Source organism: Citrobacter sp. MGH 55 (genome assembly GCF_016906145.1).
GTDB classification, from domain to species: Bacteria; Pseudomonadota; Gammaproteobacteria; order Enterobacterales; family Enterobacteriaceae; genus Citrobacter_A; species Citrobacter_A amalonaticus.
Genome location: NZ_CP070239.1, coordinates 3,657,947 through 3,679,867, shown reverse-complemented (window position 1 = coordinate 3,679,867; position 21,921 = coordinate 3,657,947). Strand labels below are relative to the sequence as shown.

The 21,921-nt window shown below is 52.6% G+C and carries 20 protein-coding genes and 2 pseudogenes; 12 read left to right on the top strand and 10 right to left on the bottom strand.

All coding sequences use genetic code 11. From position 1 onward, the window contains the following. Positions 1–28: 28 nt before the first annotated feature. Genes JTI98_RS15080 through JTI98_RS15070 form a run of 3 tightly spaced genes read right to left on the bottom strand, consistent with a single transcriptional unit; the run spans position 29 to position 3,187 of the window. A complete protein-coding gene (locus tag JTI98_RS15080; RefSeq protein ID WP_043000610.1) occupies positions 29–352 on the bottom strand; it encodes a YdbL family protein in 324 nt (107 codons plus the stop codon). A gap of 7 nt (positions 353–359) precedes the next feature. Continuing rightward, a complete protein-coding gene (locus tag JTI98_RS15075) occupies positions 360–551 on the bottom strand; it encodes a YnbE family lipoprotein (protein WP_044257839.1) in 192 nt (63 codons plus the stop codon). Continuing rightward, positions 548–3,187 carry a YdbH family protein gene (locus JTI98_RS15070; protein WP_216081453.1) on the bottom strand — a complete coding sequence of 880 codons (2,640 nt, stop codon included), beginning with the start codon at positions 3,185–3,187 and terminating at the stop codon, positions 548–550. Before JTI98_RS15070 ends, JTI98_RS15075 begins: the two co-directional genes overlap by 4 nt. A 555-nt stretch (positions 3,188–3,742) precedes the next feature. On the opposite strand from JTI98_RS15070, the gene JTI98_RS15065 reads away from it, so the two are divergent. Continuing rightward, on the top strand, positions 3,743–4,732 hold the full coding sequence (locus tag JTI98_RS15065; protein WP_042318863.1) for a 2-hydroxyacid dehydrogenase: 990 nt from the start codon (positions 3,743–3,745) through the stop codon (positions 4,730–4,732). 109 nt (positions 4,733–4,841) lie between these two features. Further along, complete coding sequence (hslJ, locus tag JTI98_RS15060) at positions 4,842–5,261, top strand: heat shock protein HslJ (protein ID WP_043000606.1); 420 nt, start codon at positions 4,842–4,844, stop codon at positions 5,259–5,261. Positions 5,262–5,271: 10 nt separating this feature from the next. Here the strand turns inward: hslJ and JTI98_RS15055 are convergent, their stop codons facing one another. Further along, a complete protein-coding gene (locus tag JTI98_RS15055) occupies positions 5,272–5,544 on the bottom strand; it encodes a DUF333 domain-containing protein (RefSeq protein ID WP_043000605.1) in 273 nt (90 codons plus the stop codon). 156 nt (positions 5,545–5,700) lie between these two features. After that, entirely contained in the window at positions 5,701–6,051 is a 351-nt protein-coding gene (locus JTI98_RS15050; RefSeq protein ID WP_225738872.1) for a C40 family peptidase, read from the bottom strand. A 738-nt stretch (positions 6,052–6,789) separates the two neighbouring features. On the opposite strand from JTI98_RS15050, the gene nifJ reads away from it, so the two are divergent. From nifJ to uspF, 4 genes are all read left to right on the top strand, one after another. Then, the gene (nifJ, locus tag JTI98_RS15045) at positions 6,790–10,314 is read left to right on the top strand and encodes a pyruvate:ferredoxin (flavodoxin) oxidoreductase (protein ID WP_216081452.1); all 3,525 of its coding nucleotides are present in this window, start codon (positions 6,790–6,792) and stop codon (positions 10,312–10,314) included. A 356-nt stretch (positions 10,315–10,670) separates the two neighbouring features. Then, a complete protein-coding gene (gene ompC / locus JTI98_RS15040) occupies positions 10,671–11,795 on the top strand; it encodes a porin OmpC (protein ID WP_043000602.1) in 1,125 nt (374 codons plus the stop codon). Positions 11,796–11,951: 156 nt separating this feature from the next. Further along, entirely contained in the window at positions 11,952–12,164 is a 213-nt protein-coding gene (locus tag JTI98_RS15035; protein WP_043000601.1) for a KTSC domain-containing protein, read from the top strand. An 81-nt stretch (positions 12,165–12,245) separates the two neighbouring features. Beyond that, entirely contained in the window at positions 12,246–12,680 is a 435-nt protein-coding gene (gene uspF, locus JTI98_RS15030) for a universal stress protein UspF (protein ID WP_043000600.1), read from the top strand. Positions 12,681–12,750: 70 nt separating this feature from the next. Here the strand turns inward: uspF and JTI98_RS15025 are convergent, their stop codons facing one another. Both JTI98_RS15025 and JTI98_RS15020 read right to left on the bottom strand, forming a co-directional pair. Beyond that, positions 12,751–13,944 (bottom strand): zinc-dependent alcohol dehydrogenase, encoded by a 1,194-nt coding sequence (locus tag JTI98_RS15025; protein WP_216081451.1) that lies wholly within the window; start codon positions 13,942–13,944, stop codon positions 12,751–12,753. 39 nt (positions 13,945–13,983) lie between these two features. Further along, positions 13,984–14,892 (bottom strand): SDR family oxidoreductase, encoded by a 909-nt coding sequence (locus JTI98_RS15020; RefSeq protein WP_216081450.1) that lies wholly within the window; start codon positions 14,890–14,892, stop codon positions 13,984–13,986. 378 nt (positions 14,893–15,270) lie between these two features. On the opposite strand from JTI98_RS15020, the gene JTI98_RS15015 reads away from it, so the two are divergent. From JTI98_RS15015 to cydB, 4 genes are all read left to right on the top strand, one after another. Then, positions 15,271–15,456, top strand: a complete 186-nt coding sequence (locus JTI98_RS15015) for a general stress protein (protein ID WP_043000597.1) — start codon at positions 15,271–15,273, stop codon at positions 15,454–15,456. A gap of 92 nt (positions 15,457–15,548) precedes the next feature. Continuing rightward, entirely contained in the window at positions 15,549–16,046 is a 498-nt protein-coding gene (locus JTI98_RS15010; protein ID WP_043000596.1) for a ferritin-like domain-containing protein, read from the top strand. 85 nt (positions 16,047–16,131) lie between these two features. Next, positions 16,132–17,538, top strand: coding sequence for a cytochrome ubiquinol oxidase subunit I (locus JTI98_RS15005; RefSeq protein ID WP_216081449.1), 1,407 nt, complete (start codon positions 16,132–16,134; stop codon positions 17,536–17,538). Continuing rightward, entirely contained in the window at positions 17,538–18,548 is a 1,011-nt protein-coding gene (cydB, locus tag JTI98_RS15000) for a cytochrome d ubiquinol oxidase subunit II (protein ID WP_216081448.1), read from the top strand. The genes JTI98_RS15005 and cydB overlap by 1 nt, the downstream gene beginning before the upstream one ends. 34 nt (positions 18,549–18,582) lie before the next feature. On the opposite strand, the gene JTI98_RS14995 is transcribed toward cydB, so the two are convergent. After that, positions 18,583–19,101, bottom strand: coding sequence for a 2-oxo-tetronate isomerase (locus JTI98_RS14995; RefSeq protein ID WP_216081447.1), 519 nt, complete (start codon positions 19,099–19,101; stop codon positions 18,583–18,585). Between the two features lie 11 nt (positions 19,102–19,112). Then, positions 19,113–19,217 (bottom strand): annotated as a pseudogene (locus tag JTI98_RS21470) (DUF421 domain-containing protein); the annotation flags it as partial. A gap of 89 nt (positions 19,218–19,306) precedes the next feature. On the opposite strand from JTI98_RS21470, the pseudogene JTI98_RS21465 reads away from it, so the two are divergent. Together JTI98_RS21465 and ttcA are read left to right on the top strand one after the other, a co-directional pair. Further along, a pseudogene (locus tag JTI98_RS21465) lies at positions 19,307–19,516 on the top strand (site-specific integrase); the annotation flags it as partial. A 47-nt stretch (positions 19,517–19,563) separates the two neighbouring features. Continuing rightward, complete coding sequence (gene ttcA / locus JTI98_RS14990) at positions 19,564–20,499, top strand: tRNA 2-thiocytidine(32) synthetase TtcA (protein ID WP_043000592.1); 936 nt, start codon at positions 19,564–19,566, stop codon at positions 20,497–20,499. A 43-nt stretch (positions 20,500–20,542) separates the two neighbouring features. Here the strand turns inward: ttcA and dbpA are convergent, their stop codons facing one another. Beyond that, positions 20,543–21,916, bottom strand: coding sequence for an ATP-dependent RNA helicase DbpA (dbpA, locus tag JTI98_RS14985; RefSeq protein WP_044328876.1), 1,374 nt, complete (start codon positions 21,914–21,916; stop codon positions 20,543–20,545). Between the last annotated feature and the right edge of the window lie 5 nt (positions 21,917–21,921).

Genomic DNA, 21,921 nt, shown 5'->3' with positions numbered 1-21,921 from the left:
AAAAACCGCAGACGGCAATGTGGAATGATTATTTCCGCAACCACTTCCCGTTAATGCCCTGGACATATTCTCCTGGTTTCGCCCGCTCGACCAGTTTCTGTCCGGCCATTTTCGCCACTTCATCGACCGGGATGTTATGACTCTCGGCCAACTGTTGGTAGCTGGCGCTGCGTGCTTTGTTGATCTCACTGACCAGCGCCAGCGTCTGCGCATCCTGTTTCAGCGCCACCAGATAACCATTGAACGTTTCACCGACCCGGCCCTGGGTTCTGGCCTCATTTAACGTCAGCGCAAAGGCACTGCCACTCAGCAAACTCAGAATGAGCGCCGCCAGAATAAAGGTTCTTTTCATCATCACCTCAGAACAAGTCGCTGCGGGATTTGAGCAGGCTTTCAACGTCCTTATCCACTTTGATATGAATCTCATGCTCAATTTTGACGTTCATATTAATGGTGATGGGCTCTTTTGGCGCCGCGACTTCAATGCGCGGCGTACAGCCCGTTACGAACCACAGCGGGAGAAGCGCCAGCATGGCTATCATTGTTTTCATTGGGGTTCCTCACATTCCTTGCCTTGTTGACAGGTTTTTTCCGGCAGCGCCGCGTTTTGTTCAAGCCATGCCTGGAGATTGTCGCCAAAGCGCAGACTGCGCCACAGCGTAAAGACATTCTCTTCGTGGGTATAGTTGAGATTCACCGTACCGACCTTGCCATCCACATGGCTGTTGCCACGAATTTGCGCCTGCATCGTCAATACGCCCAGATTGTCCAGATTGATTTTGGTCCATGAATGGGCAATCTCCATATACCGCAACCAGTTGATGGCCGCCCCTGCTGCCATGTTGTCTTTTACCACCGCATCGGCGGTGTCTTTATCGATGCGCAGCGTCATCGGACCCGGATTGGTTAACCAGCCATCTTTGATAATCCATTTCTCATCGTTCAGCCACAGAGGGAGCGCACCGCTCACCGGCCCGGACATGGCAAACTGTTTCGGATTTACTGCGCTGATAAGTTCGCTTGAGGAGATATTTTGCACCCGCACCAGCGCCGGATCGTGCTGCGGCATGCGCAGTTGTTGCATGGAAACCTTACCGCCCAACACATCCACATTCACGTCAGTCAGTAGCAGCGGATCGGCTTCACTCCACGGATAAGCGCCTTCCAGATCGGCGGTGATATTGGTAGCAGTCACCTGGTTGACGACTTCGGCAATGCGTAGCGACACCGGTCCGCGTGTCCCCAGTTGCCACGCGCCCTCACTAAAGCGGAACGGTAATACAAAATCGACGCCGTTGATCTGGTTATCCGGCATCCAGGCGCTGCCTCCTTTCAAGACACCGTGACCACCGGCCTCGAATCCTTGTTCTGCCGCTGCCGAAAACGCTACCTGGGCATACAGTTCGCCCTCACGTAATTTCATTTTCCACTCTGGCGGCACCAGCGGCTGGAACACCTCCAGTGACTGTTTTGGCCACCAGGCCTGGCCACGTAAACGTAAGCCATCCCAACGACCGTTTAACCGCACGGGGCCGATCGCCCCGGCATGCAAATCGCCTTTGAACTGGAAAAAAGTTGGATCGCGCCCCTCCACGCTGAACTTGAGCGTTGAGGGCGGCAAAACGCTGCCGCCGGAGAAATGGGTTTCTCCGGCATCGAACGAGAGCGCCCCACTGAACCGGGGATGTGCCGCATCACGCACCCATTCGACCGGTTTATCCATGATTAAACGGGGTGTTTCAACCTTCATGGTGCCGTACTGAAGCTGGTCAAATCCCGTAGACAAATCGGTCAGCGTGATGGTGTTGTCATGCCACTCACCTTTGCCTGCCACATCCCATTTTGCGTGCATCGGGGTAAAACTGCCCTCGCCCCAGTAGCGCCACTGCCAGCGCCCCGCATCGGGCAGAAAATCATTCGCCAGCCCGTCCAGATGCAGAACGAAATCCCCCATCTGATTCTCATGGGCGCGCAGAATCGCCTGCAATCGTCCGTCCACGCCACGCTGCGTGACCTTCACGCCCGCCAGCGGCCAGCGAATTTCGTCAATATCCAGTGAGTCGATGACCCGTCCTCGCGAGCGCAGCAGCGCGCCTGGTTCAAACGCCAGCTCCGGATCGGTCAGGCTGCCGGTCAACCGGGCAGGTAATCTGGCATAGAAAATCAGATCATCCTGCTTGGCTTCGCCAGTCAGTTGCAGCGGCATCGCGCTGTCGTCCATGCTCAGTTTTCCCGGCCCAAACGAAAGCACGGCGTTCCCTTTCCCCGCCTCCCCCTGGGTCAGCACATTAAACCGTCCGCTGATCACCGCGTTCTCGGTGCCTTCCTGCCAGTTCTCCACCTTCACACCCAGACGCCCGCTGAGGGGAAAACCCTGATAGGGCCACGACCAGCGTCCGTCGCTGATGGTTAACTGCTGACGCGTGAGTTCCCACGGCAGGTCAAGCAGCGGATCGGCATTATCCCGTGCCATTACGATGAGCTGCCCGGCATTCTCACGCCACTCCAGTTCCGCATCGACCAACGATGGCTCCTGCGGCAGACTGAGCGTGGCAACGGTGTGCCCGCTCACCGGCAGTCCATCCGGCACCAGCGGCATCGTGAACTCACCAACCAGTTTGACCGGCGGTTGGCCTTCAAACGCCATGACATCAAGCTCACTTACCGTCAGCGTCTGACCGCGCAACTGCCCCTGAAATTTCACTTTATCGCCCTGATAACGCAGTTGCTGGAGCGAAGGGGTCAGCGAAACGTTCAGTTTGCCCTGCCACACCTGCCAGGGTGAAAGAATAACGTTGTCGATGGTGATCCAGGTATTGGGCAGCATGGACTGCCATTCCGCGAGAGTGCGCGGCGCCGCGGGAGATTGTTCCGTTTGCGGCAGTTTTGCCAGACAGGCAGAATCGAGTTCCAGCGTGCCAATATCCAGTTGCCAACGGCTGGGATGCGACAACCAGGCCTGACTGACCCTGGCCAACTGGCAATCATCAACCAGATAGCGAAGTTCAGGAATATGTAAACCGTGGCGCGTGAATCGGGGACTATCATCCAGTGCAATGCGCGTTCCAACCGGCAGCCAGATGCCCGCCAGCGTCGGAACCCACCACCCCAGCGTCATTACCAGAGTCAACGGCACGAGGATCACGAGTAAGAGAAGCGCCAGAACGGCTTTATATTTACCCTTCATGGGCAGTTAATATCCTGATTTAGCGAAAAATTAAGCCGAATTAGGCCGTTATTGTGTCATGTTTAGTTAACCATGCCCAGATTAAGAATAGATGCTCCAGGATGACACACAAACTTTTCACCATCGTTAAGATCAGAAAGTCAGATAAATTACAGAGACTTATCAGATAAATCTAAAGATTAATAGCGGGTAATAGCCGACAAACTATTGCCCTCTATTCTGCAATCAGGCCCGGATAATGTGAAAGTCAGAGGCCGTAGAAAGTGAGTAAATAGTTCGGTTGAAATGCAGACTGTTACACAGGAACATATTGATATTAATCGATGTTGACGCCATATCAGTCGTATCCTGACGAACAACGGGCTGTTTGTGTCACCGAAACAGAGGTGTGGAGCAGCACTGTCACCTGCTGAAATCTGCAATCGATACACTGAACGAACAATCTATTGATGCTCTAGAATTATTCATTATAGGTATCACTTTCAATAATATTTTATGTTTTGTAAAATAATTTGAATTCGATAATTGTGATTCGATATCACTGGAGAAAGACTTATGAAACTCGCCGTCTACAGTACAAAACAGTACGACAAAAAGTATCTGCAGCAGGTTAACGAAGCCTTTGGTTTTGAACTTGAATTCTTTGATTTTCTGTTGACGGAGAAAACGGCTAAAACCGCTCATGGCTGCGAGGCGGTTTGTATTTTCGTGAACGATGATGGCAGTCGCCCGGTGCTCGAAGAACTGAAAAATCATGGCGTTAAGTACATTGCTTTGCGTTGCGCGGGGTTCAATAACGTCGATCTGGATGCGGCAAAAGAGTTAGGTCTGCAGGTCGTTCGTGTCCCGGCCTATTCTCCGGAAGCCGTCGCGGAACATGCGGTGGGCATGATGATGACGCTGAACCGCCGTATTCATCGCGCTTATCAGCGTACTCGTGATGCTAACTTCTCACTGGAAGGGTTAACCGGCTTCACGATGCACGGAAAAACGGCGGGGGTGATTGGTACCGGGAAGATCGGCATCGCGGCCCTACGTATTCTGAAAGGCTTTGGAATGCGTCTGCTGGCGTTTGATCCGTACCCCAGCGCAGCTGCGCTCGAACTCGGCGTGGAGTATGTTGATTTGCCGACGCTGTTCGCCGAATCCGATGTAATTTCACTGCACTGCCCGTTAACGCCGGAAAACTATCACCTGCTGAACCATGCCGCGTTTGATCAGATGAAAAATGGCGTGATGGTCATCAACACCAGTCGTGGCGCCCTGATCGATTCTCAGGCGGCGATTGAAGCGCTGAAAAATCAGAAAATAGGTTCACTGGGGATGGACGTTTACGAAAACGAGCGCGATCTGTTCTTCGAAGATAAGTCGAACGACGTTATCCAGGATGATGTTTTCCGTCGCCTGTCGGCCTGTCATAACGTCCTGTTTACCGGGCATCAGGCTTTCCTCACCGCTGAAGCGTTGACCAGTATTTCTGAGACTACGCTGCAAAATTTACAGCAGTTAGCGAACGGAGAAACCTGCCCTAACGCCCTGTTCTGAACCGCCGCCTTCCTGTTCGCAGGAGGGCATTTCAGAATTTCCCCAAAGCCACTGGCGATGAAATAGGTATGCTGTCGGTGGCGATTACGTTTAAATGCAGAGAGTTAACATGAAGAAGGTCATAGCGCTGGTTGCGCTGAGCCTGCTGGTTGCAGGTTGTGTAAGCAACGGAAAAGTATCGGTCAGCCGTGAGCAATTACAGCATCACCGCTTTGTGCTGGAGAGCGTAGACGGTAAACCGATCAATGCAAAGGGTCATCCGCTTGAACTGAGTTTTGGCGAAAAGATGATGATTTCGGGCAATATGTGTAATCGCTTCAACGGTCAGGCATCACTTTCTGACGGTGCATTGAAAGTAAAAGAGATGGCGATGACCCGAATGATGTGCGCCGATCCCCAGCTCAACGAGCTGGACAATACCCTCAGCACCATGCTGAAACAGGGCGCACAAGTAGACCTGACCGCCAACCAGCTCACCCTGGCCACAGCGGAACATACGTTAAGCTATAAGCTTGCCGATTTAATGTAGTAATGGGTGCTTAATAGCTACCACAGCTTCCCGCGGCGAGGGATTGTTCACTGCAACGTTTGCCGTTGGGAAGCGCGCACATACCAATTGCCGATCCGTCTAACTGACGGGCAACGGAAAGTGAACCGCCTATCATGGCGCAATTTGCCTCACCGGAACTGGTCATCGATGCTTTTAAACCCGGTGCGACATGCGCTGCTGTCGCCTGCTGAACAGGTTCATTGTCACTGCTGCAAGCCGACAACAATAACGCGGCACATCCTACCCAAAACGCTGCGCGCATTTGACTCCCCTCATATTCTGTAAGCGTAAACAAGCCGCACTAATAATAGGCATCCGAATCCGTCGCGTCGAGAGTCAAAACGCGCAATTATGCGGCCTCGCCGCATTTTATTGCGCTTTTTCCCCTGGATTGGGATCCCATAGGCCTGTTCTGTCGTTATGCGCTCACCCGGCGAGCGGTCAAATAGTGCGCCTGCCAGTACTGATTCGACAAATGTGACATTGTCACGCCTTGCGAGCTGGAGGCATGTATAAAGGAGTCATTGCCGATATAAACGCCAACGTGATGCACGTTCGGCTCCGTCTTAAAAAACACCAGATCGCCGACTTTCAGCTCACGCTGACTGACTCTCTGCCCCATACGACTTTGCTCCTGCGCGGTACGCGGCAAGCGTCTATGGATAACCGAGGCAATAATTCTGCGCGTGAACGCCGAACAATCAATACCATTGCGACTGTCACCTCCCCAGCGGTAATCGGTTCCTCTCCACTGCGCAAATTCACTCATAATGCGATGCTTAAGCTGCGCTTTCTTATTCTGAACAGGCGCTTGTGAAAAGTGCCCTTCAGAATAAGAGAGTGGCGAAAAGGTATTGGCTCCCCAGTTTTTGGTCTGAATTTTCACAAAGGCAAATGACGACGATGAGGCGGAAATAAGTAAAGTAAGTAATAAAATTCGTAACATAACCTAATCAAAACAATTAAATACCTGAACACATCCATACTTTTGGCGCACGAAAAAAGTTATCAATAATGATAAATAAAAGAGTTATTTTTGTTTTAACGTCTATTCACGATAACAAGAGTATCGACCTTCAATAACGCAAAGGTTTACAGGCCCTTCCCGTCCTGAATTGCGCTCAGTATAGGCGCGGGCGGCCTGACACCGAACTTAAAAAGTCTTATTAAGAAATTCACATCATGACGATAATGGCGAGGATAATAAATTCATTAAGGAAATCCTTAAAGAAAATCTCACTCCACTTTTGGACAATATGTTTTTAATATCGCCTGCCTTGCAGGCAATAACCAACTCATAACAAAAAAGCACAATTAAATATACAACCCGGTGTTACCTACCGGGCAATAAAATTGTCATTGTTTTTGCGAGCTTTGTGTCAATTTGTGCACTCGAAAGTGGCACAACTTCTAGGGAATACAGGAAAGTCCTATACTAGAGAAATAACTATCAGGACGCTAAGTGGTTTCCTGCGTCCCTCTTTTTTGCGCAATGTAAGGGTGTCATATGATTACTATTGACGGTAATGGTGCAGTCGCTTCGGTGGCGTTTCGTACCAGTGAAGTTATCGCCATCTACCCCATTACGCCCAGTTCAACGATGGCTGAACAGGCTGACGCCTGGGCAGGCAACGGGCTGAAAAACATCTGGGGAGATACGCCGCGCGTCGTCGAAATGCAGTCGGAAGGCGGTGCAATAGCGACCGTTCACGGTGCGCTGCAAACCGGCGCGCTTGCCACCTCCTTTACCTCTTCACAGGGGTTACTGCTGATGATCCCCACGCTGTACAAACTGGCGGGACAATTAACCCCCTTTGTACTGCATGTCGCCGCCCGTACCGTGGCAACCCACGCGTTGTCGATTTTTGGCGATCATTCAGACGTCATGGCGGTCCGCCAGACCGGCTGCGCCATGCTGTGCGCCGCAAGCGTACAGGAGGCGCAGGACTTCGCGCTGATCTCGCAAATCGCGACCCTGAAAAGCCGGGTTCCCTTTATTCACTTTTTTGATGGTTTCCGCACTTCGCATGAAATCAACAAAATCATCCCGCTGGCAGATGACACGATTCGCGGCCTGATGCCGCAGGCTGAAATTGATGCACATCGCGCCCGGGCGCTCAACCCAGAGCACCCGGTGATCCGCGGCACCTCAGCGAATCCCGATACGTATTTCCAGTCCCGCGAGGCGACCAACCCGTGGTATGACGCGGTATACGATCATGTCGAACAGGCGATGAATGATTTCGCTGCCGCAACCGGTCGTCAGTATCAGCCGTTCGAATATTACGGTCATCCGCAGGCCGAACGGGTCATCATTCTGATGGGTTCTGCTATCGGCACCAGCGAAGAAGTGGTTGACGAACTGCTGACGCGCGGCGAGAAAGTCGGGGTGCTGAAAGTCCGCCTGTTCCGCCCCTTCTCAGCTAAACATCTGCTGCGGGCCTTGCCTGAATCCGTCCGCGCGGTTGCCGTGCTCGATCGCACCAAAGAACCGGGTGCCCAGGCCGAACCCCTGTATCTCGATGTGATGACCGCGCTGGCGGAAGCATTCAACGGCGGTGAGCGTGAAACGTTGCCGCGCATGATTGGCGGCCGTTATGGTCTCTCGTCAAAAGAGTTTGGCCCGGACTGCGTGCTCGCGGTCTTTAATGAACTGTGCCAGGCAAAACCCAAACCGCGCTTCACCGTTGGTATCTACGATGATGTCACCAACCTGTCGTTGCCACTGCCTGATAACACCTTGCCGACGACGGCGAAGCTGGAAGCACTATTTTACGGTCTCGGCAGTGACGGCAGCGTTTCGGCGACCAAGAACAACATCAAGATCATCGGTAATTCAACGCCGTGGTATGCCCAGGGCTACTTCGTGTATGACTCCAAAAAGGCAGGCGGTCTGACGGTGTCTCACCTGCGCGTGAGTGAACAGCCGATCCGCTCTGCTTACCTGATCTCACAGGCCGATTTTGTCGGCTGTCACCAGCTGCAGTTTATCGATAAATACCAGATGGCTGAACGACTGAAGCCTGGTGGTATTTTCCTGCTGAATACGCCGTATCCCGCAGATGAGGTCTGGTCACGCTTGCCACAGGAAGTACAGGCGGTACTGAACCAGAAGAAAGCGCGTTTATACGTCATTAATGCGGCGAAAATCGCCCGTGAATGTGGCCTGGCGGCGCGGATTAACACCGTCATGCAGATGGCGTTTTTTCATCTGACTCAAATTCTGCCGGGCGATAGCGCGCTGGCTGAACTTCAGGGGGCAATTGCCAAAAGTTACAGCAGCAAAGGTCAGGACCTGGTGGAACGCAACTGGCAGGCACTGGCGCTGGCGTGCGAGTCTGTTGCTGAGGTGCCGCTGCAGGCGGTTGATCCGCACAGCGCCCACCGTCCTCCGGTGGTGTCTGACGCCGCGCCTGATTTTGTGAAGACGGTGACCGCGGCAATGCTCGCGGGGCTCGGCGATGCCCTTCCCGTCTCTGCGCTGCCGCCCGACGGCACCTGGCCTATGGGTACCACCCGCTGGGAGAAACGCAACATCGCCGAAGCGATCCCCATCTGGAAAGAGGAGCTTTGCACTCAGTGTAACCACTGCGTTGCGGCCTGCCCGCACTCGGCTATTCGTGCCAAAGTGGTTTCGCCGGAAGCAATGGAGAATGCTCCCGCCAGCCTGCATTCGCTGGATGTGAAATCACGCGATATGCGCGGACAGAAATACGTTCTGCAGGTCGCGCCGGAAGACTGCACTGGCTGTAATCTGTGTGTGGAAGTGTGCCCGGCGAAAGACCGTCAGAATCCGGAAATCAAGGCCATCAATATGATGTCGCGCCTTGAGCACGTCGAAGAAGAGAAAGTGAATTATGACTTTTTCCTCAGCCTGCCGGAAATTGACCGCAATAAACTCGAACGTATCGATATTCGTACCTCTCAGTTGATTACGCCGCTGTTTGAATATTCCGGTGCCTGTTCCGGCTGTGGCGAAACGCCGTATATCAAGTTACTGACCCAACTCTATGGCGACAGAATGCTGATTGCCAACGCCACGGGGTGTTCGTCAATTTACGGTGGGAACCTGCCTTCCACACCGTACACAACCGATGCCAATGGGCGCGGTCCCGCATGGGCAAACTCGCTGTTTGAGGATAACGCAGAGTTCGGTCTGGGCTTTCGTCTGACGGTCGATCAGCATCGCGTACGCGTGCTGCGTCTGCTCGAACAGTTTGCCGACCAGATCCCGGCTGAACTGAATGACGCTTTACATACCGATGCGACTCCTGACGTGCGTCGTGAGCAAGTTGCCGCGCTGCGTCAGCATCTGAAGGATGTCGATGGCGCACGTGAACTGCTCACCGACGCCGATGCGCTGGTTGAAAAATCCATCTGGCTGATCGGCGGCGATGGCTGGGCCTACGATATTGGCTTCGGCGGGCTGGATCATGTAATGAGCCTGACTGAAAACGTCAATATTCTGGTGCTGGATACGCAGTGCTACTCCAACACGGGCGGTCAGGCCTCAAAAGCCACACCGCTTGGCGCGGTAACGAAATTTGGTGAGCACGGCAAACGGAAGGCGCGTAAAGATCTGGGCGTCAGCATGATGATGTACGGTCATGTCTATGTCGCACAGATTTCGCTCGGGGCGCAACTCAACCAGACCGTGAAGGCGATTCAGGAAGCGGAAGCGTATCCTGGTCCGTCGCTGATCATCGCCTACAGCCCGTGTGAAGAACACGGCTATGACCTCGCACTGAGTCACGATCAGATGCGTCAGTTGACGGCGACCGGCTTCTGGCCACTCTACCGCTTTGACCCACGTCGTGCGGATGAAGGCAAATTGCCGCTGGCGCTGGACTCTCGCCCGCCGTCAGATGCGCTGGCAGAGACATTACTCAACGAGCAGCGTTTCCGTCGCCTGAATGCGCAGCAACCAGAAGTGGCAGAGCAGTTATGGAAGGACGCCGCGGCCGATCTGCAAAAGCGCTATGACTTCCTGGCGCAACTGGCCGGTAAAGCGGAGAAGACCAGTACTGACTGATCGGAGGGTTCACGTCGGCCAAAAAAAAGCCCGAACATCCGTTCGGGCTTGTCAATTTCTTTGTCGGCAAATCAGTACGCGTCGCATTGGACCAACAAAAAAGCAGTATGTGACAATAAAGGCATATAACGAACGAAGAATATCGCACTGGATTTATTTTGTATAATTTTTATTTTATATGCTTTATGCAATTATATTCACACCAATTATTGCTATTTCGATGGAATTATTTATTTAAGGTTTCACTTAAGACGTAACAATTGATACTTATCTCTTTACGGAACTTCTCCTTTAGCATGTTTTTACTCCCCAACAGAGGGAGTGAAAGCCAAATATAAAACTAAAGGATTACTGCGATGAAAAGAAAAGTACTGGCCCTTGTCATCCCTGCCCTGTTAGCAGCAGGCGCAGCACATGCTGCTGAAGTTTATAATAAAGACGGCAACAAATTAGATCTTTATGGCAAAGTTGATGGTCTGCATTATTTCTCTGATAATGCCAACAGTGATGGCGATCAAACTTATGTTCGTATGGGCTTTAAAGGTGAAACACAAATTAATGATCAACTGACCGGTTACGGTCAGTGGGAATATCAGGTTAACGCCAACACCACCGAAGGCGACCACGGCAACAGCTTCACGCGTCTTGCTTTTGCTGGCCTGAAATTTGGTGAATACGGTTCATTCGACTACGGTCGTAACTACGGCGTGATGTATGACGTGGAAGGCTGGACCGATATGCTGCCTGAATTCGGCGGCGACTCCTACACCTATTCCGATAACTTTATGGTAGGTCGCACCAACGGTGTTGCCACTTACCGTAACACGGACTTCTTCGGTCTGGTTAACGGTCTGAACTTCGCACTGCAGTATCAGGGTGCCAACGAAGATCAAATCACCAATGAGCAGGAAGGTACTGGCAACGGCGGCGATCGTACTGTCCAGAACTCCAACGGCGACGGTTTCGGTATCTCGTCGACCTATGACTTCGGAATGGGCGTTAGCTTCGGTGCAGCCTACACCACCTCCGACCGTACCAACGAGCAAGTCAATGCGGGTGGCCGCGTCGCGGGTGGCGATAAGGCAGATGCCTGGACAGCGGGTCTGAAATATGACGCCAACAACATTTATCTGGCTACCATGTACTCTGAAACCCGTAACATGACCCCGTACGGTGATGACGGCGTAGCAAACAAAACCCAGAACTTTGAAGTGACGGCGCAATACCAGTTCGACTTCGGTCTGCGTCCGGCGGTGTCCTTCCTGATGTCAAAAGGTAAAGATCTGACCGGTCAGGGCAATGACGACAGCAAAGATCTGGTGAAATACGCGGATGTTGGCGCGACTTACTACTTCAACAAAAACATGTCCACCTATGTTGATTATAAAATCAACCTGCTGGATAACGACGACAACTTCTATTCTCGTAACAATATTAATACCGATGACGTCGTCGCACTCGGTATGGTCTATCAGTTCTAAGCCCTTCTGCCCGCTGGTAACGGCGGGCTTCTGCCCTTTCCCTCACCGTCATAACCCATTCGTTTTGCCTATAATAAAATGCGATATCACGAAGACTAAAATCCCAGTAGGTTAAATGATATATTCATGGTATGACCTGCCGTCGAGGATGCCGCCATGAACCATCAGCCTGTAAAATCATCACGAATTGCCTCCGTCGGCTATGACGAGAAATCCTCTACGCTTGAAATTCGTTTCTACCAGACCGGTGTTCTGCAATATCGCGGAGTTCCTGCGCATATATACCGAAATTTTCTTTCTGTGGTCTCAAAAGGCCGATTTTATGACGGGGTTATTAAGGGAAAGTACCCGGAAATCAAAAGCAAATAATGTTGAATTGTGATCTTTGTCATTGTACTGAATCGGTGATAAGACGTTACACTTTATAGGGATACTCAAACAGGAGGTTTAATGAACAGAACAATTCTTGTACCTATCGATATTTCAGACTCAGAATTAACTCAACGTGTGATTAATCATGTCGAAGCCGAGGCGAAAATTGACGATGCTCAGGTTCATTTCCTGACCGTCATTCCGTCTCTGCCTTACTATTCTGCACTGGGCCTGGCCTACTCTGCGGAGTTGCCTGCCATGGACGATCTGAAAGCCGAAGCGAAATCTCAACTGGAAGAGATTATCAAGAAGTTCACTATCCCGTCGGACAGAGTGCAGATCCATGTCGTTGAAGGCTCGCCAAAAGATAAGATTCTGGAAATGGCGAAAACACTGCCTGCGGATATGGTGATTATCGCATCCCACCGTCCGGACATTACCACCTATCTGTTAGGGTCGAACGCCGCTGCCGTGGTACGCCATGCAGAGTGTTCCGTTCTGGTCGTACGCTAACATTTTCAGCCCGCACATCGCTGCGGGCTTTTCGTTGTGCCATAACCGGTGTTGCTGATCAATCCACGCCTCAGACGGTGGCCTTTTCTTGCGTCAGACCAGGCACCAGAATCACTTTTCGACACGCCTCTTCACGCTTTTCAAATATTTCGTAACCCCGCGCGGCCTCTTCGAGTGGCATATGGTGAGTCACGATTTCTTCCGGTGTCAGTAGCCCCTGTTCAATGAGACTAAGCAGATCCGGCAGATAAGCATGCACGTGGGTCTGACCCATTTTGAAGGTCAGTCCTTTGTCAAAGGCATCACCAAACATGAATCCATGAATAAAACCGGCATACACGCCAGGGACGCTGACGACCCCACCACGGCGCACAGCGGCGATGCATTGCCGAAGCGCTTTACCGCTGCTGCCTTCAATTTTCAACGTGCTTAGTACGGTTTCTGTCAGACTGCCCTTCGCCTCAAAACCGACAGCATCAATCACCGCATCCACACCGCGATGTCCGGGCGTGTTATCAATGATCCATTCTGCCGGATCGTCGTTTTGATCAAAATTAATCGGGATCGCGCCGTAACGCTGATGCGCAAACTCGAGCCGGTAGTCGTTATGATCAATGATAAAAATATGCTCCGCACCGTTCAGCCGGGCACAGGCGGCGCAGAGTAAACCCACCGGGCCCGCGCCAAAGATAGCCACGCTTGAACCCTGCCTGATGTCGGCATTCTTCACCGCTTGCCACGCTGTTGGCAAAATATCTGACAGAAAAAGCACCTTTTCATCCGGCAATGTCTCCGGCACTTTGAAGGGGCCGGCATTCGCCTTTGGGACGCGGACAAATTCTGCCTGCCCGCCGGGGATCCCGCCGTAGAGATCGCTGTAGCCAAACAGCGCGGCGGGCGGCGTGATGTTTTTACGGTTCAGTGCAGCACCTTTGCCGTTGTTGGTATTTTCACAGGCGGCATATTGATGCAGATGACAGAAAAAGCACTCACCGCAGGCAATGACAAAAGGTATCACCACCCGATCGCCTTTACTGACTGCCGTCACCTCCGGACCGGTCTCCACCACTTCGCCCATAAACTCATGACCAAAAATATCGCCATGATGCGTACCAGGGATTTTGCCGCGGTAAAGATGCAAATCCGATCCGCAAATGGCGGTGGCGGTCACGCGAAGAATAATATCGTCCGGCGCCTCAAGGCCCGGATCGGGCACAGAATCAACGCTAACGTGATGCGGGCCATGATAAGTGAGTGCTTTCATTCACATTTCTCCTGTCGTCATTGGCTGGCAAACAGCGCGTTATAAGGTCCCGGTGCCACCGTCTGAACACCAGACCTGACCGGACGTGTAGCTGTTCTCTGACGCAGCCAGTGTGACATACAGCGGTGCGATCTCCGCCGGTTGACCGGGTCGACCAAGCGGGGACTGCGCGCCAAATTTCTCGATTTTTTCCTGTGGCTGACCTCCGCAGCACTGCAACACCGTCCAGTAGGGACCCGGCGCGACAGCGTTAACCCGAATCCCCTTCGGCGCCAGTTGTTTCGCCAGCGATTTGGTGAAGACGGCGATCGCCGCTTTGGTCTGCGCATAATCCAACAGGATATCGCTCGGTTCGTACGCCTGGACTGAGGTGGTGTTAATGATCACACTGCCCGATGTGAGATGACGAAGTGCAGCCTTCGTAATCCAGAATGTCGCGTAAACATTGGTCTTGAACGTGGCATCAAACGCTTCGGTAGTGAGATCGTCAATTGACTCACAGAATTGCTGGCGCCCCGCGTTATTCACCAGGATATCCAGCCCACCTAACGCATCTACCGCCTGGTTAACCAGCGTCTGGCAGAAGGTTTCATCGCGGATATCACCCGGAATCGCGGCCACGTTCCTGCCTGCTTTTTGAATCAGTTCAACCACTTCACGGGCATCTTCTTCTTCATCAGGTAAATAATTAATTGCCACATCGGCACCTTCCCGCGCATAAGCAATCGCCACCGCGCGACCAATACCGGAATCGCCCCCGGTGATTAAGACTTTCTTGCCGTTAAGCCTGCCGCTCCCTTGATAGCTCTCTTCGCCATGATCGGGACGAGGCTGCATTTTACTGGCAAGTCCTGGAAAAGGTTGTTTTTGGTGCGGAAATGGCGGAGCCGGAAAATGCTCAGAATGCGTTTTATTGGTGATCTGCTTTTGATTATTCTGGTCAGCCATGCGTTTACCTCTCGTTATTTTTCCTACGGACTTTTAAGCGTAGAACAAAATTGGCGAGAAGGTTCTCAAAGACGTCTGAGTGATTAATTTTCGGTCATTCAAACGCCGCCTGTTAATGAATACTGTTTTATTCTGAAGACTATTTTTTTAATCGCCCTGCGCTCAGACAGTTACATACCAACATTTACAAAACCCCCATAAAATAAGCGAGGCGGGTGTTTTCGATAATATATTGAAAAGTAACCCGTCAATTTTTTCTGATTTTTTGTGGAAATTTGACTCCTCGCGGATAGCCGCTAACTTTAAGCCCTGAACAACGACGGATACAAATTACATTTTTGTATCTGACTGACATAACCGATATACAAGAGGTGAGATATGGCAGAGCATCGTGGTGGTTCCGGTAATTTCGCAGAAGACCGTGATAAAGCATCTGAAGCGGGTAAAAAAGGCGGTCAGCACAGCGGCGGGAACTTCAAAAACGATCCGCAGCGTGCATCCGAAGCAGGAAAAAAAGGCGGTCAGAACAGCCATAGTGGCGGACGTAAGTCTGATAACTCCTGATTGTAAGACTGCTTTAGCCGTTAATAAATAAAGTGTCCTGCGGGTCTGTCTGTAGACTCGCAGTTATTTTTTCTGAACCGGGAGAGGATGTTATGAATATGAAAACGCTCGAGGATGTTTTCATCCATTTACTTTCAGACACCTATAGCGCGGAAAAACAATTAACCCGTGGTCTGGCGAAACTGGCCCGCGCGGCCTCTGACGAAAAACTCAGCGCCGCGTTTAATGCGCACCTGGAAGAAACTCAAGGGCAAATTGCGCGTATAGACCAGATAATTGAACAGGAACCGAAGATTAAGATTAAACGCATGAAATGCGTGGCGATGGAAGGCTTAATTGAAGAAGCCAATGAGGTCATCGAAAGTACAGAAAAAAATGAAGTTCGCGATGCTGCATTAATTGCGGCCGCCCAAAAAGTTGAGCACTATGAAATTGCCAGTTACGGCACGCTGGCAACCCTCGCCGAACAGTTGGGCTATCCCGCCGCGGTAAAACTTCTGGCGCAAACGCTTGAAGAAGAAAAAGAAACCGATTTGAAATTAACTGACCTGGCGGTCGGTAATATCAATAAAAGTGCGGAGAAACGATAACCGCGCCCGAGGTTATTGGTTGGTAAGAAAAAACAGTTTTGTTGCGCTCTGCTTATGGCAGCGCTTTGTCATGGGGTAGCATACCGTGCCTGAACTTGATGCTTTTCATCTGGCCCGTTTTCAGTTCGCCTTCACTGTCTCTTTTCACATTCTTTTCCCGGCGATTACCATCGGGCTGGCCAGCTATCTGGTGGTACTGGAAGGAATGTGGCTGCGCACGCACAACAACCTCTGGCGTTCGCTTTACAACTTCTGGCTAAAAATCTTTGCCGTCAATTTTGGCATGGGCGTCGTTTCCGGTCTGGTGATGGCTTACCAGTTCGGCACAAACTGGAGCGGATTTTCCCAGTTTGCCGGCAGTATTACCGGCCCACTGCTGCTTTACGAAGTACTCACCGCCTTCTTCCTGGAGGCGGGTTTTCTGGGCGTGATGCTGTTTGGCTGGAACAGAGTTTCTCCAGCGCTGCATTTTTTCACCACCTGCATGGTGGCACTGGGAACGCTGATGTCCACTTTCTGGATCCTCGCGTCAAACAGCTGGATGCAGACGCCGCAAGGTTTCAGCATTGAAAACGGTCATGTGATCCCGCAGGACTGGATGGCGATCATTTTCAACCCCTCCTTTCCGTATCGTCTGTTCCATATGTCGATCGCCGCCTTCCTGAGTAGCGCGATGTTTGTGGGAGCCTCTGCCGCCTGGCATTTACTTCGCGGCAACGACACGCCGGCCATCCGCAAAATGTTTTCCATGGCGATGTGGATGGCGTTAATCGTCGCGCCGATTCAGGCGGTGGTCGGCGATATGCACGGTCTCAATACCCTTGAGCATCAGCCGGTAAAAATCGCCGCTATCGAAGGCCACTGGGAAAACACACCCGGCGAGGCTACGCCGCTCTTGCTGTTTGGGATGCCGGACATGGAAGAGGAGCGCACAAAATACGGTCTGGAGATCCCGGCGCTGGGTAGTCTGATCCTGACCCACAGTCTGGATAAACAGGTTCCTGCACTGAAGGATTATCCCAAAGAAGATCGCCCTAACTCCCCTGTTGTCTTCTGGTCGTTTCGTATCATGGTGGGCATAGGTTTACTCATGATTGCGCTGGGTCTCTGTAGCGTCTGGCTGCGCTGGCGCCAGCGCCTGTATCAGTCTCGCCCGTTCCTGTGGTTTGCGCTGGGAATGGGCCCTGCCGGACTACTGGCGCTGTTGGCGGGTTGGGTCACGACGGAAGCAGGACGTCAACCGTGGGTGATCTACGGATTCTTACGCACCCGCGATGCGGTGTCATTACACAGCACGATGCAAATGGTCATCAGCTTGCTGGTCTTTATCATCGTCTACGGTGCTGTTTTTGGCGTGGGCTATTACTACATTTTCAGGCTCATTCGCAAAGGTCCGCAACCTGTCAGTGAACTGACGTCACAAACGGATGGCACCCCGGCTCGCCCCCTCTCGGCGGCAGAACCGGTGACGGATGAAGAGGAGAAGGTGTAATGGGTATCGATATCACCGTAATGTGGTTTGTCATCATTATCTTTGCCACCCTGATGTACATCGTGATGGATGGTTTCGATCTGGGCATTGGGATGTTGTTCAGCATGGTTCACGACGCTGGCGAGCGTGACGTGATGGTAAACAGCGTGGCGCCCGTCTGGGACGGTAATGAGACCTGGCTGGTGCTCGGCGGCGCGGGCCTTTTTGGCGCGTTCCCGCTGGCCTATGCGGTGATCACCGACGCACTGGCAATTCCGCTGACAATGATGCTCATCGGCCTGATTTTTCGTGGTGTGGCCTTTGAGTTTCGCTTTAAGGCGACACCTTCCCACCGACCATTCTGGGATTACGCCTTTGCCGGCGGTTCGCTGCTCGCGACATTCAGCCAGGGCATTGTGGTGGGCGCGGTGATTAACGGCTTCGAGGTGACAGAACGCCGTTTTGCGGGTTCAGCACTGGACTGGCTCACCCCCTTCAACATGTTCTGCGGCCTCGGCCTGATCGTCGCCTATCTGCTGCTCGGCACCAGTTGGCTGATTATGAAAAGCGAGGGTTCGCTGCAAGCGCGAATGCGCGTCCTGACCCGTAAAGTCCTCCTCGCCCTGTTGGGGGTTATTGCGGTGGTGAGCGTCTGGACGCCGCTCGGCTGGCCCGCTATCGCCGAACGGTGGTTTACCCTACCCAATTTTTTCTGGTTTGTCCCGGTGCCCATTCTTGTGCTGGTATTGAGCCTGTGGATTTGGCGACTGAGCGCAGAGGTGAACAGCCATGCGCGACCCTTTATTCTGACGCTGGGTTTAATTTTCCTCGGCTTCAGCGGGCTGGGCATCAGCTTATGGCCGCATATTATCCCACCGCATATCACGCTGTGGGAGGCGGCAGCACCGCCTGCCAGTCAACGGTTTATGCTGGTGGGGACCCTGCTGATTATCCCGGTTATTTTGATGTACACCGCCTGGAGCTACTTTGTCTTCCGTGGCAAGGTTTCCGGGGGTGAAGGCTATCATTGAGCGTCAGATCGCAGAGCGTTATTGATCACTGGGGTCAACGCCCCTCCCAGGCAGAGATCTCTTCCAGGAGCACTGCAAGGCTGAAACGGACTGCTTTTTCGATAACATCCTGACACTCACCAGAAAAAAGCTCACGCTTTGTGACAATCTCCCCGCGGAGATTCCACGCAAACCAGACCGTTCCGGCGGGCGTTCCGTCTTCCCCACCGTCCGGACCGGCGTACCCACTGATGGCAATGCTGATATCGGTCCCGGCACGCTCGCGTATGCCCGTGGACATCTCTTTGACCGTCTGTTCGCTCACTGCGGTATATTTTTCCAGCGTACTGGCCTGTACGCCGAGCAGTGTCTGCTTCGCCCTGTCACTGAAGGTAATAACACCAATATCATAAAAGGCGGCGGTATCGGTTTCCGCACAGAGTGCCGTCGCCAGATTACCGCCGGTGCAGGACTCAGCGGTGGTTAACGATAATCCTCGGTCAATGAACACCTTGGCTAGCTGTTTCGTGAGTTCGCCGGTGGTTTTCGCTTCGTTATAGGCTGCTTCATTCATCCTTCTTCTCCTTAGCTTTCATCAGGAATAACGGAAATATGATCATTACGCTCCAGAATGGCGTATTGACTTTTTGCAGGATCCGTAATGCCCTGATTCTGTCGCACCGTGACCAGGCTAATCATCGTCAGCGTCGCACCAGTGACAGAAAATCATTGCCTGACCAGGATTCAGAAGTAAGTTTAAGCCGTTTACCGTCGGACGTGTAAAAGGTGCTGGTATTCGTCGCCGTAATCCGTACCATACGCGACATACTTTTGCCTGTAGGCTACGCTCAACCGAAGCGTTCACGTTTTTTATTGCAAACCCGATGGGGCATGAAACGCGCGCAGGTGATATATGAAATTGACGTAGCCTGAATCGACGTATTGACGACGAGCAGACTGCCAGGCGAAACGCAAAACTGGCACGGTGATACGCGTGTCGTGACATGCCCCTTTCCGGTGTTCGAGACAGTAAATAATGTTAGAAAATCAACAAGCGACGAAGAAAGAACAGTACAACCTGAATAAATTGCAGAAACGTCTGCGCCGTAACGTCGGCGAAGCGATTGCCGATTTCAATATGATTGAAGATGGCGACCGGATCATGGTCTGCCTGTCCGGTGGTAAAGACAGCTACACCATGCTGGAAATTTTGCGCAATCTACAGCAAAGCGCCCCGATTAGCTTTTCGCTGGTTGCCGTTAACCTGGATCAGAAACAACCCGGTTTCCCTGAACACATTCTGCCTGAGTATCTTGAGCAACTGGGCGTTGAGTACAAAATAGTTGAAGAGAACACGTATGGGATCGTGAAAGATAAGATCCCGGAAGGCAAAACCACCTGCTCTCTTTGTTCACGCCTGCGTCGCGGTATTCTGTATCGCACGGCGACGGAGCTGGGTGCGACTAAAATTGCGCTGGGTCACCATCGCGACGACATTCTGCAAACCCTGTTCCTGAATATGTTCTACGGCGGGAAAATGAAAGGGATGCCGCCGAAACTGATGAGCGATGATGGTAAACATATCGTGATCCGCCCACTGGCTTACTGCCGTGAGAAGGATATCGAACGCTTTGCTGAAGCCAAAGGCTTCCCGATCATCCCTTGCAACCTGTGCGGTTCGCAACCAAACCTGCAACGTCAGGTGATTGCCGATATGCTGCGTGACTGGGATAAGCGTTATCCAGGCCGTATTGAAACCATGTTCAGCGCCATGCAGAACGTGGTGCCTTCACACCTGAGCGACATTAACCTGTTCGACTTCAAAGGGATTAAGCACGGTTCTGACGTTATTGATGGCGGCGATCTGGCATTTGATCGTGAAGAGATCCCGCTCCAGCCTGCAGGCTGGCAACCGGAAGAAGATGACAATCAGCTTGATGAACTTCGCCTGAACGTTGTCGAAGTGAAGTAATAGCCATGGGCCGGATCGTTTTCATCTCCGGCCCAACACGGGTTTATTTCAGTAAACGCACCCGACAGGTTTTACCTTTAATCTTCCCATTCTGCAGTTGTTTCCATGCCTTATGCGCGACCGACTGACGGACCGCCACATAGACATGCGCCGGATGCACGGTAATTTTGCCAATGTCCGCGCCATCCAGCCCCATATCTCCGGTTAACGCCCCCAGCACATCGCCTGGACGCATTTTGGCTTTCTTGCCACCGTCGATACACAATGTCATCATTTCAGCGACCAGCGGCGTAACGCTGCGTTGCGTTGGCGCAGGGACCCAGTTAAGGCGGATCTGCAGCATTTCAGAGAGAATATTCGCCCGCTGCGCCTCTTCCGGAGCACAAAAACTGATAGCCAGACCGCTGTTCCCGGCGCGCGCGGTACGGCCAATCCGGTGGACGTGCACCTCCGGATCCCACGCCAGTTCGAAATTCACCACCAGCTCCAGCGATTTGATATCAAGCCCGCGGGCCGCAACATCCGTCGCCACCAGCACCCGCGCGCTGCCGTTGGCAAAACGCACCAGCGTCTGATCGCGGTCTCGCTGTTCGAGATCGCCATGAAGCGCCAGGGCGCTTTGCCCGGCCTCATTGAGCGCATCGCACACCGCCTGACAATCCTTTTTAGTATTACAGAACACCACGCAGGAAGCCGGCTGATGCTGACTGAGCAACGTTTGCAACAGCGGTATCTTACCGTGCGCAGAGGTTTCAAAGAATTGCTGTTCGACGGCGGGGAGCGCATCCACCGTGTCAATTTCGATAGCGAGCGGATTTCGCTGCACGCGACCGCTGATTGCGGCAATCGCTTCCGGCCAGGTGGCCGAAAACAATAGCGTCTGACGCGACGCGGGCGCGAAACGGATCACCTCGTCGATTGCCTCACTGAATCCCATATCCAGCATCCGGTCTGCTTCATCCATCACCAGCGTGGTCAACGCGTCCAGCGAAACGGTACCCTTTTGCAAATGGTCGAGCAAACGACCAGGCGTGGCGACGATAATATGCGGCGCGTGCTGAAGAGAATCGCGCTGTGCTCCGAAGGGTTGTCCACCGCAAAGCGTCAGGATTTTGGTATTCGGTAAGAAACGCGCCAGACGACGTAGTTCACCGGCCACCTGATCCGCCAGTTCGCGCGTCGGACACAGAACCAGCGACTGCGTCTGAAACAGAGTGGCATCAATATGCTGTAACAAACCAAGACCAAATGCTGCCGTTTTACCGCTGCCGGTTTTTGCCTGCACCCGCACATCCTGCCCGGCAAGGATCGCTGGCAGCGCCGCCGCCTGGACAGGGGTCATGGACAGATACCCCAACTCGTTCAGATTCTCGAGCTGGGCGGCGGGTAATACATTCAGGGTAGCAAAAGCAGTCACAATTT

Coding starts and splice junctions, on each gene's coding strand:
- JTI98_RS15080 (WP_043000610.1), bottom strand. CDS start 352: ATGAAAAGAACCTTTATTCTGGCGGCGCTCATTCTGAGTTTGCTGAGT.
- JTI98_RS15075 (WP_044257839.1), bottom strand. CDS start 551: ATGAAAACAATGATAGCCATGCTGGCGCTTCTCCCGCTGTGGTTCGTA.
- JTI98_RS15070 (WP_216081453.1), bottom strand. CDS start 3,187: ATGAAGGGTAAATATAAAGCCGTTCTGGCGCTTCTCTTACTCGTGATC.
- JTI98_RS15065 (WP_042318863.1), top strand. CDS start 3,743: ATGAAACTCGCCGTCTACAGTACAAAACAGTACGACAAAAAGTATCTG.
- hslJ (WP_043000606.1), top strand. CDS start 4,842: ATGAAGAAGGTCATAGCGCTGGTTGCGCTGAGCCTGCTGGTTGCAGGT.
- JTI98_RS15055 (WP_043000605.1), bottom strand. CDS start 5,544: ATGCGCGCAGCGTTTTGGGTAGGATGTGCCGCGTTATTGTTGTCGGCT.
- JTI98_RS15050 (WP_225738872.1), bottom strand. CDS start 6,051: ATGAGTGAATTTGCGCAGTGGAGAGGAACCGATTACCGCTGGGGAGGT.
- nifJ (WP_216081452.1), top strand. CDS start 6,790: ATGATTACTATTGACGGTAATGGTGCAGTCGCTTCGGTGGCGTTTCGT.
- ompC (WP_043000602.1), top strand. CDS start 10,671: ATGAAAAGAAAAGTACTGGCCCTTGTCATCCCTGCCCTGTTAGCAGCA.
- JTI98_RS15035 (WP_043000601.1), top strand. CDS start 11,952: ATGAACCATCAGCCTGTAAAATCATCACGAATTGCCTCCGTCGGCTAT.
- uspF (WP_043000600.1), top strand. CDS start 12,246: ATGAACAGAACAATTCTTGTACCTATCGATATTTCAGACTCAGAATTA.
- JTI98_RS15025 (WP_216081451.1), bottom strand. CDS start 13,944: ATGAAAGCACTCACTTATCATGGCCCGCATCACGTTAGCGTTGATTCT.
- JTI98_RS15020 (WP_216081450.1), bottom strand. CDS start 14,892: ATGGCTGACCAGAATAATCAAAAGCAGATCACCAATAAAACGCATTCT.
- JTI98_RS15015 (WP_043000597.1), top strand. CDS start 15,271: ATGGCAGAGCATCGTGGTGGTTCCGGTAATTTCGCAGAAGACCGTGAT.
- JTI98_RS15010 (WP_043000596.1), top strand. CDS start 15,549: ATGAATATGAAAACGCTCGAGGATGTTTTCATCCATTTACTTTCAGAC.
- cydB (WP_216081448.1), top strand. CDS start 17,538: ATGGGTATCGATATCACCGTAATGTGGTTTGTCATCATTATCTTTGCC.
- JTI98_RS14995 (WP_216081447.1), bottom strand. CDS start 19,101: ATGAATGAAGCAGCCTATAACGAAGCGAAAACCACCGGCGAACTCACG.
- ttcA (WP_043000592.1), top strand. CDS start 19,564: ATGTTAGAAAATCAACAAGCGACGAAGAAAGAACAGTACAACCTGAAT.